The sequence below is a fragment of the Pseudomonas sp. DF11 genome (genome assembly GCF_058148565.1).
The window spans coordinates 184,515-196,470 of record NZ_JBYVYN010000006.1 but is presented as its reverse complement, the minus strand read 5'-3'; the positions used below and the strand labels follow the sequence as shown (position 1 = coordinate 196,470).

The following is an 11,956-nucleotide window of genomic DNA, read 5'->3' as shown; positions in this document are numbered from 1 at the left end:
CAAACTCTGTATCCACTAGAGATCCCTTGTGGGAGCGAGCCCGCTCGCGATGGCGGCAGCCCGGTCAACCTCAATCCAGCTGCCTCACCGCAATCGTCAGAGCGCCTCGCGCCCCGGCACCCCATCCACCAACCGCAGGATCCCCAACGGATTGGCATTTTTCAGCGGCTCGGGCAACAGGCTGTCCGGATAGTTCTGGAAGCACACCGGACGCAGGAAACGATCGATTGCCAAAGTCCCCACCGAAGTACCACGGGCATCCGACGTCGCCGGGTAAGGCCCGCCGTGCACCATCGAATCACACACTTCCACCCCGGTCGGATAACCATTGAGCAGGATGCGACCGACCTTCTGTTCCAGCAACGGCGTCAATTCGCTGAACCGTTCGAAATCCGCCGGCTCGCCAATCATCGTTGCGGTCAGTTGACCGTGCAGGCCATTCAGCGCGGCGCTCAGTTGCGCCTGGTCGGCGACTTCGACAAACACCGTGGTCGGGCCGAACACTTCTTCCTGCAGCGCCTCGTCACCGTCGATCAGCAGGCTGGCGCCGGCCTTGAACAGCTGCGGCTGAGCCTGGTTACCCTGCTGCTCGCGTCCGGCCAGGTGTTCGATGCCCGGGTGAGCCAGCAGCTTCTGCAGGCCCTTGCCGTAGCTTTGCAGCGTGCCGGCGTTGAGCATGGTCTGGGGTGCCTGGTCGCCGATCAACGCAGCCACCTGTTGAGTGAAAGCGCTGAACTGCGGCGAACGAATACCGATCACCAAGCCAGGGTTGGTACAGAACTGACCGCAGCCCTGCACCACCGAGGCAGTCAGGTCGCGAGCGATACTTTCGGCACGGGTCTCCAGCGCTTGCGGCAGCACGATCACCGGGTTGATGCTCGACATTTCGGCAAACACCGGAATCGGCTGTGGCCGCGCGGCCGCCATGTCGCACAGGGCACGCCCGCCCTTGAGGGAGCCGGTGAAGCCCACGGCCTGGATGGCCGGATGCTTGACCAGCCATTCGCCGACGCCACCGCCGTAGATCATGTTGAACACACCGGCCGGCATCGCGGTCTTTTCCGCCGCACGGATAATTGCATCGGCCACGTACTCGGCGGTCGCCATGTGCCCGCTATGGGCCTTGAATACCACCGGGCAACCGGCGGCCAGGGCCGACGCCGTGTCGCCACCGGCCGTGGAGAACGCCAGGGGGAAGTTGCTGGCGCCGAACACCGCCACCGGCCCCAGGCCAATGCGGTACTGACGCAGGTCTGGACGGGGCAACGGCGTGCGCTCCGGCAAGGCCCGGTCGATGCGCGCACCGTAGAAATCGCCACGGCGCAAGACCTTGGCGAACAGGCGCATCTGGCCGCTGGTGCGACCGCGCTCGCCCTGGATCCGCGCCGCCGGCAATGCGGTTTCACGGCAGACTACGGCGACGAACTCATCGCCCAGGGCATCCAGCTCATCGGCAATGGCTTCGAGGAACTCGGCGCGGCGCACTGCGCTCAGGCTGCGATAGGCCGGATAAGCAGCGGCAGCGGCCTTGGCGGCGGCGTCGACTTCTTCTGCCGTGGCCTGGATGAAATCATGGGGCAAGGCTTCGCCGGTGCTGGCGTCGATGCTCTGCAGGCGAGTCTGGCCGGCCGCGCTGCGCGCCCCGCCGATGTAGTTGTGGCCAAGGATCTGGTTCATCGCAAGTCTCCTTTAAAGTGTGCCGATAGTACCCGGGTTGAACACCGCGTCCACCGGGGCAATGCCGTTGACCAGCGGCGCGCCGAACTCAGCCTGGCTGATTTCGAACACATCCCCCGGCTGCGTGCGGATGCCGTCGGCGAACGACAGCGTCGCGGTGCCAAAGAAATGAACGTGCACATCCCCCGGGCGCAGGAACTGACTGTACTTGAAGTGATGGAACTCCAGGTTTTCCAGGCTATGGCACATGTTCGCCTCGCCGCTGAGGAATTCGTTCTGCCATAGCACTTCGCCGTTGCGCAGGATACGACTGGTCCCGGACAAATGTTGAGGCAGTTCACCCACGCGAAGTTCCGGGCCAAAACTGCAACTGCGCAATTTCGAATGGGCCAGGTACAGGTAATTCTTGCGCTCCATCACGTGATCGGAAAACTCGTTGCCCACGGCAAAGCCCAGGCGATACGGCTTGCCGTCGTGGCCGATGACATACAGGCCGCTGATTTCCGGCTCCTCGCCCGCGTCTTCGGCGAACGGCGGCAGCGGGAACGGATGACCCGGACGGACCACAATACTGCCGTCGCCCTTGTAGAACCATTCCGGCTGCACGCCCGCCTGCCCGGCCTCGGGTTTGCCGCCCTCCACGCCCCACTTGAAGATGCGCATGGTGTCGGTCATGGCCGCTTCGTCGCCGGCCTGCTGGTGCATCTTGTCCCGGGCCGAGGCACTGCCCAGGTGAGTCAGGCCGGTGCCGCTGACCAGCAGGTGCGCCGGGTCCGGGTGATCCAGTGGTGGCAGGACGCGCAGCTCTTCGAGCAATTGCGCGTAGTCATGACCGGCCCCCAGACCCAGGCTGTTGACCTGCTGCTCAAGCTTCACACCAGCCTCGATGGCCGCCAGCGCCAGGTCGCGCACGCTCCCGGCGCCCTGCACTTCCCGCACTTGCTCGCCGTCGACCACACCGACACGGCGCTCGCCGTTAGGCAATTCGAACTGAACTAGACGCATGGATTTTCTCCTTGTAAACAAAACTTGAATTCGGTGCGGTCCCCTGTGGGAGCGAGCCTGCTCGCGATGCGATCTCACAGTCGATATCATGGGTGAATGTAATACCGCTATCGCGAGCAGGCTCGCTCCCACAGTTTGATCGGGGTCGACCCGCAAATTTATGTACGCGTAGCCCCCCGGGCGCTGGCCGCGAACTGATCCGCCGGCAGCACATGCTTGCGCTCCAGCAACCGATACACCACGCCGGTCAACACCAGGCCAAAGACCATCACGCCCGACAGGAAATACAGCCCGGAAGCCAGGTTGCCGGTGTATTCCTTCAGCGCGCCGATCACGAACGGCCCGATGTAACCACCCAGGTTGCCCACCGAGTTGATCAGCGCGATACCCGCCGCCGCACTGGCGCCGGCAAAGAATCGCCCGGGCAAGGTCCAGAACACCGCCGTGCAGGAAAACAGCGCGAACGCCACCAGGCACAGCGCCGCCAATTGCAACACCGGCACCGACAACCAGGCGCTGAGGAACAGGCCGATGGCGCCCAGCACGTACAACACGGCCAGGTGACCGTAGCGGTCGTTCAGGCGGTCGGAACTGCGGGGAATGATCAACAGGCCGATGATGCCGAAGATGTACGGCACCGAGGACACGAAGCCGGTCACCAGATCACTGCCGCCGAACTGCTTGATCAGCGTTGGCAGCCACAAGCCCAGGCCGTAAATGCTCAAGGTCACCGGCAGATAGAACAGTGCCAGCAGCAAGACACGCTTGTCTTTCAAGGCGTGCAGCGGGTTGCCATGGCGAGTCTGGCCGTATTCCTGCAAGTCTTTTTTCAGTTCACCGGTCAGCCAATCTTTCTCGGCCTGGTCCATCCATTTCACTTGTTGCGGACCATCCGGCAAGTAGCGCAGCACTGGCCAGGTCAACAGCACCGCTGGCAGGCCGATGACGATGAACAGCCACTGCCAGCCGTGCAGGCCAAGAATGCCGTCCATGCCCAGCAAGCCACCGGACACCGGGCCGGTGATCATCATTGCGATGGGTTGGGAAAGAATGAACAGGCCCAGGATCTTGCCGCGATGGCGCACCGGGAACCACTGGGTGATGTAGTACAGCACGCCCGGGAAGAACCCGGCTTCGGCCGCGCCCAGCAAAAAGCGCATCACATAGAAGCTATGCGGGCCCTGCACGAACGCCATGCCGATGGTGATGGCACCCCAGGTGATCATGATCCGGGCAAACCAGCGGCGGGCACCGAAGCGTTCGAGCATCAGGTTGCTGGGGATCTCCAGCAGGAAATAACCGATGAAAAACAGCCCTGCACCCAGGCCGTAGGCGGCATCGCCAATACCGATGTCAGCGCCCATGTGCAGCTTGGCAAAGCCCACGGCGGAGCGGTCTACATAGGCGATCAGGTATAGCAGGATCAGGAAGGGAATCAGTTTCAGCGTGATGCGACGAATAAGCCGCAATTCCTGGCTCATGGGACCGGTCTCCGATTGTTGTTGTTATGGAACCTCGGGGGATTTCTCTCGCCAATGACAGCCAGGACAATCCCTCCGTTGAATCGGACTATATAGTAATACTATTTACCCAACAACACTTCCAAACCGTGCAAATTGCGCTTATGTTACGCTTCAGCTCGAACAATATAGTCATACAATAAGAGAATCGATCATGTCTGATAAGAAACCCTCCCTGCGCTCGGCCCAATGGTTTGGCACCGCCGACAAAAACGGCTTCATGTACCGCAGCTGGATGAAAAATCAGGGCATCGCCGACCATCAGTTCCATGGCAAGCCAATCATCGGCATCTGCAACACCTGGTCGGAGCTGACACCGTGCAACGCGCACTTCCGGCAAATCGCCGAGCACGTCAAGCGCGGCGTGATCGAGGCCGGGGGTTTCCCGGTGGAATTCCCGGTGTTCTCCAACGGCGAATCGAACCTGCGCCCCACTGCCATGCTGACCCGCAACCTGGCGAGCATGGACGTGGAAGAAGCGATCCGTGGCAACCCGATTGACGGCGTGGTGTTGCTCACCGGTTGCGACAAGACCACTCCAGCCCTGCTGATGGGCGCCGCCAGTTGCGACGTACCGGCCATCGTCGTCACCGGCGGGCCGATGCTCAATGGCAAGCACAAGGGCCAGGACATCGGTTCAGGCACGGTGGTCTGGCAACTGAGCGAGCAGGTCAAGGCTGGCACCATCACCATCGACGATTTCCTCGCGGCCGAGGGCGGCATGTCTCGCTCGGCCGGTACCTGCAACACCATGGGCACCGCCTCGACCATGGCCTGCATGGCCGAAGCCCTCGGCACGTCCCTGCCGCACAACGCGGCCATTCCAGCGGTGGACGCGCGCCGTTACGTGCTGGCCCATATGTCCGGCATGCGCGCCGTCGAAATGGTCCGTGAAGACTTGAAGCTGTCGAAAATCCTGACCAAGGAAGCCTTCGAAAACGCCATCCGCGTCAACGCCGCTATCGGCGGCTCGACCAACGCGGTGATCCACCTCAAGGCCATTGCCGGGCGCATCGGCGTGCAACTGGAGTTGGACGACTGGACCCGCATCGGCCGTGGCATGCCGACCATCGTCGACCTGCAGCCGTCCGGGCGCTTCCTGATGGAGGAGTTCTACTACGCCGGCGGTTTGCCCGCCGTGCTGCGTCGTCTCGGTGAAGCGAACCTGATCCCCCATCCGAACGCCCTGACCGTCAACGGCAAGAGCCTCGGCGAGAACACCAAGGACGCACCGATCTACGGCCAGGACGAAGTCATCCGCACCCTGGACAACCCGATCCGCGCTGATGGCGGCATCTGCGTGCTGCGCGGCAATCTGGCACCACTGGGCGCGGTGCTCAAGCCGTCCGCCGCGACACCGGAGCTGATGCAGCATCGCGGCCGCGCGGTGGTGTTCGAGAACTTCGACGAGTACAAGGCGCGGATCAATGACCCGGAACTGGATGTAGACGCCAGCTCGATCCTGGTGATGAAGAACTGCGGGCCCAAGGGGTATCCGGGCATGGCCGAAGTCGGCAACATGGGCCTGCCGGCCAAGCTGCTGGCCCAGGGCGTGACCGACATGGTGCGGATTTCCGACGCACGCATGAGCGGCACCGCCTACGGCACCGTGGTGCTGCACGTGGCACCGGAAGCCGCCGCCGGCGGACCTCTGGCCGCGGTGAAGGAAGGTGACTGGATCGAGCTCGATTGCGCCAGCGGCCGTCTGCACCTGGACATCCCGGACGCCGAACTGGCCGCGCGCCTGGCCGACCTGCCGCCACCGCAGAACCTGTTGGTGGGCGGCTATCGCCAGTTGTACATCGACCATGTGCTGCAAGCGGACCAGGGTTGTGACTTCGACTTCCTGGTCGGCTGCCGCGGCGCCGAGGTGCCGCGCCACTCCCACTGACACACCAGTTCCCCTGTGGGAGCGAGCCTGCTCGCGATTGCAATGGATCAGCCGGCATCAATGTTGACTGATCCACCGCTATCGCGAGCAGGCTCGCTCCCACAATGGGTTCGGGCCTATACAAAATCGCACTAGCGACCCGCCCTCACCGCGCCTGCTATCATGCGCAGCATCCCCTTCGTACAGGATCGCGCCATCCCCCATGGATTACCGTAAACCCTCCGACCGCAAAAGCATGCACGCGCGCATCGTCCAGGAACTGGGCATGCAGATCGTCTCCGGGCGTTTCAAACCGGATGACAAACTACCCGCCGAAGCCTTGTTGTGCGAAGAGTATGCGGTCAGTCGCCCGGTGCTGCGCGAAGCCACGCGGGTACTGGTCGCCAAAGGCCTGGTGTATTCGCGCCCGCGCGTGGGCACGGTGGTCAAGGCGCGGCGGGAGTGGCACATGCTCGACCCGGATGTCCTGCACTGGCTGATGCAGAGCAGCCCGCAGAATGAATTCTTCAACCTGCTCACCAGCGTGCGCAGCATCATCGAACCGGCCGCCGCTGCCCTCGCCGCACAATTCGCCGACGAGGCCGACATCGCCGCCATCCGCGAGGCCTACCAGCGCATGGAAGCGGCACCGACCCCCGAGGCCGTGCTGCAACCGGACCTGGACTTCCACAGCCGCATCGCCGACGCCACTCACAACGATCTGCTCGCCAACCTGTGCAACATGCTGTCGGTGGCCATCGCCGAAGCGCTCAAGCACTCCAACCAGCGGCCCAACCTGCACGAGTTGGCGATGCCGCGGCACAAGGCGATTCTCACCGCCATCGAGAACCGCGACGCCCTCGGCGCCCGCCATGCCACCCTGGTGCAACTGGACGACGCCCGTAGCGCGCTGAATGTGGTGCTGGGCGCCGATCCCGACTGATTCCACGCTCGGGCCCGGTGGCGGGCCTGGCACAGATTTCATCCGCTACGGCGGTATCTATGTACCGCCCGCACGGGTTCCAGAGGTCGATACTTTTCCAGGCGTCATTTTCAACGCCTCATGAAAAGGATTTTGCATGACCTCACTCTCCCCGGTAGACAGCCCTTTGTCGCTTGCACAAAGCGTCAGCCTGCAATTCGCCAGCCGCCCGACCTTCGAAGAAGTCGCGCAACGCATGCTCGAGCAAGCCATCAAGGAAAAATATCCCTCGCTGACCTTCGACCTGTCCAAGACCCGTTTGGCGACGCCGGATCCCGCCTCTCGCGGCTTTACGCTGCAACCGTTCATGCCCCGCGTCCTCGATTATCTGGCGTTGGGCAGCCCGCTGGATTTCACGGAACGCGGTGGGCGTCGCTGCTTTCTGTCCGACACACCGCCCCGCGAGCTCTCACCGCAAGACGGCAAGCTGGACATCAAGGTCATCGAGAAACTGCTGCTCGAACTGCCCTGGACCGTACCGATCGGGCTGGCGGATGCGCTGACCCGCTATTGGAACGCCGGAGTCGACACGAACAATAACACCAGCCGCTGGCGCTGGCTCAGCGATGCCCTCAAGAACACGCTGTCTATCCGTAGCCTGCAACAAACCGGCCTCACTGACCCAGCGCGCGAGGCCCTGGACCAGATCGTGCGCTGGCCGGAGCGCGAGCAGCGCTTTCGCCGCAACAACCCGTCCCCCGTCTACGCCTACAGCCTGGAAACCAAAGTCACCCGAGACGGCTCCAGCAGCGTGCTGACCGGCAGCGAAATACTGCTGACCTACTGCAAAAATGGCGCGACCGTCTTCCTGCTGTGCAGTCCGGGCGGCGCCGTGCAGTCCTTTGCATCCCTGGAGGCGTTCAATAGCCATTGGGGCGCACGGATTGCCAGCCGCTACGTCGTCGACACCCTGACGTGCCAACGCAACGAGATCAGCGGCAATGCTTTCGACACCCAGGCGGCCATGCTGCTGGAGCAACAACTGGCCGACCTGAACGCGGTGCAGCTGCCCTCGCGGATTGGCCTGCAAGACCTGTCGACGCTCTATCAAGAGCTGAGCGATCCCACTCGTTATCTGCTTGACGCACCGCAACTGACGCCTGAAACGGCGGCACGGATCGAGCCGTTGCTGCCCGACTGGCTGAAACAAGCCTCCATCGTCGATCAAACGAAATTCCAGCACTACAGCCTGACACTGGCCAGCGCGAAAAAACGCCACCAGGGCCGCACCTTTCTCAGCGATATCGAGGACATCAAGGCCTTTGCCGCCGCCGCCCTGCTCAAGCAGATGCAGCAAACCAACGACAGCCACTCGGACAAGGCGCAAGCCAGCCAATACCAGCCCGACGATGTGGAACTGACTTTCAGCGTGGCGGCCGGTTATCCCGGGACCAGCGGGATCATCGAGAAAAGGAAGATGAGCCTGACCGAACTGGCCATCGCCAACCTCGTCGCCCGACCGAGTGCAAACCTGGTTCTCAGCCATCGCCTGGGCCTGACGCTGCCCAGCTGGTTGACGCCGGATTTCATCACTCGCAAGAACGGACTGATCGAACAGGTCGACATTGGCACGACCTATCCTCGCTACCTGCAACAACGCCTGCTGGACGATGTGCCTCAAGCCCAGGAACGCCAGCGGCTGTTTGCCGAACAGATCCCGGCGCAGTTGCCACTTGAAGCACTCAAGCAAATGCTCAACCACGAAAACGGCGTGACCCGCCAAGGCCTGGGCCTGGTTGAAGCCCTGCTCAACCCCGACGCTAGCAGTCAACAGGTCGGCGGCCAGTCGGTGGTCATCCGCCACCTGGCCTTCCTGCGCAAACCCGAGGCCCACCCCGACACCGTGAGCAACATGTTCATCATTGAGCCGGAAGACGTCAAAACCGGCCCTCACCTGCTGTATCGCCCCCTTTATGCGCCTTCGTTGCAAGAGTTTCCGACGCGCCAGGCGCTGTTACAGGCCATCGCCGCACCGGGAGATTTGCAGAAAAGCATCCTGACCTGGCTACCCGACGCCGCGCGCCCGATCTATGCCAATGGCGGCTTCCAGGAGCCGCACATCGTGCGTTTTTTCCAAGGCGACGAATTCAATCTCCCGGAAAAGCCCGCCCCGGCAACGCTCGCCATCGACAGCGTCAATGATGAGCTAGGACAGTTCCTGCGCAACGGCGAGCTGATGCAATATCTTTACGGCAGCAATGCGCGAGCCCTGGTCAGCCAGGCCGATCGCGATTCGGTCTCCAACAGCGAAAGCCGCTGGGCCGTGCTGCTGGAAGGCGGCAGCCTGTTGTTCAATACGCTGCTGATGCCCTTGCTGCGCGGCCCGGTCATGGCCACCTTCTGGCTGTGGAGCCTGATGGCCAGTGCCAGCCGGGATATTCCGGCCCTGAGCAGCGAAGACTCGGTGACCCGGGAACTCGCCGCCGTCGATCTGCTGCTCAACCTCGGTATGCTGGTGCACCAGTTCCCCGCCATCAGCGCGCCGCCTCATGCGCCGCTGCCCGAAGCCCTCAAGGAACAAGCGATGCGCGCCCCTGCGCCGCGCCCCATTCCCGAGCGGTGGCCCGCCCCGGCCCCGCCAAGGATTCTTGAAGGGGCCGTGGGCTTGCCGGGCGCACACTTCGCCGACGCCAGCAGGCAGTTGGATCTCAGCTTCGCCAGCACCCGCCAACGCCTGACAGCGGAGCAACGCACCCGAATACAACGCTTACAGGTACCGCGCCCGGCATCCCTGCCTGAACCGATCAAATATGGCCCCTACACAGGCTTGTACGTGATCCAGAATAAATGGCATGGCCTGGTTGAAGGCATGTTGTATCGAGTCAGTCCAGAGTCAGACGGCAGTGCGACGATCGTCGACCCGCAGGCTCCGCGAGACCCGGCAAAAAATGGCCCGGTGTTGCAATCGGACAACCAAGGCAACTGGTCCATGGATTTGCGCCTGCGTCTGCGGGGAGGGATGCCACCCAAACGCCTGGCCGAGATGCGCCGCCTCAAAACCCAACGAGCGGCTGAATTGGGCCAATACCTGAAGGACTACTACGCAACGGAAGCCGATCAGCAACGAGCCCTGGATATCGCCCAGGAAATCATGACCCGAACCCAGGCAGGCAACTTTACCGAGGCGCAACGCGCGGATAAGCGGGCGCGATTCTACAAGTTGCTCCAGGAGCAGACTGACGGCTATTTGAGGCTGCTGGACAATGTATCCGAATACGCCAGCCTCGATATGCAGCTACCCTCCGGCATCGTTCCTGCCTTGATGGAAAATGTGATCAACAACGCCCGCAAGGCTTTCCTGATCAGCGAGTTCGATTTAACCGCCCTGGATGCCGCCTATAGCCAATTCACGCAAAACAGATCGGCCCTGGAAACAAATGTCGTCCACAATCTCGCGGAGTACTTCAACTACCTCGACGCGTTGAGTGACATCAATGATCGCTCGATCCATTGGCTGGGACTCAGGGATCGTTACCTGGACGCGCTGTTGAACCTGGATGCCGCGGGCGCGCAAGCATTCGAGCGTCTGACCCGGGACCGCCCCTTGGGGGAACGCACGGTGTTGGCCACCAAGGCCTTGCAATTACCTACCCTGGCGGCGCTGATATTCAAGGATCCCGACTCCGATCTTCCCGACAGCCTGCACAAGGTTACTCAGCTCTTGATGGAACAGGCCCGCTCCCAGTCCGACCTGAGCACTTACGAGCTGCCCCCATCAGAACAGCTTGAGGTCCTGGAGAGCCTGGTCGAGCACTATGGCGCGGCCCTCGATACTATGCAGGGCATGAAAGCCCTCAACGCCGGTGAAATGGACACGTCCTATTTCGGCAGGCTGTTCAGGCTGGTGGAGGGCCTGTACGAGGACGCCTCCACGAAGTTGGCCGCCGAGATCAAACCCGAACCGCAACCGCGCATACGCCCGCCCAAACGCAGCAGGACGCCTTCCGGACGCCCGCAGAAAAAAGTGATCAAGACACGCAAGAGCGGCGTGTTGATCGGTGACTTGAAGCCGGCCGGCACATCGCTGCCGATCGATGTCGTCGAGCTGCGCGCCGAAGTCGACGACAGGTTGCTCGCCACCTACTCGCAACACGACGACGTATGGGACATCGTCGAGGTACAACGGCCGGCCCCGACGCCCCGCACAAGGTCGGTCAAAACGATCAAGGCCGAGGCACGAAAACTGCTCGGGCAATTGGAAAACGGGCTGTTGAACACTGAACGCTATAAAACCCAATGCCGCTTTCCTCAGGAAATCGAGGAGATCATGAACAATGAGGCGGGTCGCTACCGCAGACTCTCCGAAGAACTCGAAAGAGCCTTCACGGGCTCGACAAGCCCGCGCACGGCAGCCGAGCAAAAATTGCTCGATGAACTTGCAAACGCCGTATCCCGCTTGACCACGCGAGGCAGTGAACTGCGCACCGAGTTGAGCCTGAAATTGCCGCCCACCAACAGCAACCTTCAGTACCTGTTCGAAAAAAACCTGATCCAAGTCGCGCGGCTCGGCGACCGCACGGCCTTGAAGGGGGAGCGCAAGGATTTCCTCCAGGAATACGCCATCAATGACCGTGACGGGTGGCCGCTCTGGTACGCGCATTTTCATTACGAAGCAGCCGACACACCAAAAGCGGACTACAGCGTCGCGCATTTGAAAACCAAGGAGCAACGCCGGGAGCATTACCATTCAATGCTGGCCAAGGCGAAAAGCCCTTATGCAGTGGTGAATGTGCATCGCGGCCAGATTGGCCGGCCATTGGCGCAGAGCAAGTTCTTGCCTTTGGCGCCTTGATCTTCCCTCCCGACGAGGCCCGGCATAACCCGCATTCGCCAGGGTGGTATTTATTTACCGCCCTCGCGAGAACGGGATGTCGATACTTCCCTCGTCGTCACTCCCGGCGG

The 11,956-nt window shown here is 62.1% G+C and carries 6 protein-coding genes; 3 read left to right on the top strand and 3 right to left on the bottom strand.

Features of this window, described 5'->3' with window-relative positions; genetic code table 11:
• Positions 1-96: 96 nt before the first annotated feature.
• The 3 genes from AC30D9_RS19040 to AC30D9_RS19030 form a co-directional block, all read right to left on the bottom strand.
• A complete protein-coding gene (locus AC30D9_RS19040) occupies positions 97-1,677 on the bottom strand; it encodes an aldehyde dehydrogenase (NADP(+)) (protein ID WP_490144589.1) in 1,581 nt (526 codons plus the stop codon).
• A gap of 12 nt (positions 1,678-1,689) precedes the next feature.
• Positions 1,690-2,682: an AraD1 family protein gene (gene araD1 / locus AC30D9_RS19035; protein WP_490144588.1), complete on the bottom strand. Its 993-nt coding sequence runs from the start codon at positions 2,680-2,682 to the stop codon at positions 1,690-1,692.
• Positions 2,683-2,840: 158 nt separating this feature from the next.
• Positions 2,841-4,163: an MFS transporter gene (locus tag AC30D9_RS19030; protein WP_092474104.1), complete on the bottom strand. Its 1,323-nt coding sequence runs from the start codon at positions 4,161-4,163 to the stop codon at positions 2,841-2,843.
• 193 nt (positions 4,164-4,356) lie between these two features.
• On the opposite strand from AC30D9_RS19030, the gene AC30D9_RS19025 reads away from it, so the two are divergent.
• The 3 genes from AC30D9_RS19025 (at position 4,357) to AC30D9_RS19015 (ending at position 11,846) form a co-directional block, all read left to right on the top strand.
• Positions 4,357-6,093, top strand: coding sequence for an IlvD/Edd family dehydratase (locus AC30D9_RS19025; RefSeq protein WP_307570985.1), 1,737 nt, complete (start codon positions 4,357-4,359; stop codon positions 6,091-6,093).
• Between the two features lie 202 nt (positions 6,094-6,295).
• The gene (locus tag AC30D9_RS19020) at positions 6,296-7,015 is read left to right on the top strand and encodes a FadR/GntR family transcriptional regulator (RefSeq protein ID WP_134924004.1); all 720 of its coding nucleotides are present in this window, start codon (positions 6,296-6,298) and stop codon (positions 7,013-7,015) included.
• A 136-nt stretch (positions 7,016-7,151) separates the two neighbouring features.
• Positions 7,152-11,846, top strand: a complete 4,695-nt coding sequence (locus AC30D9_RS19015; RefSeq protein ID WP_490144587.1) for a dermonecrotic toxin domain-containing protein — start codon at positions 7,152-7,154, stop codon at positions 11,844-11,846.
• Positions 11,847-11,956: the final 110 nt, after the last annotated feature.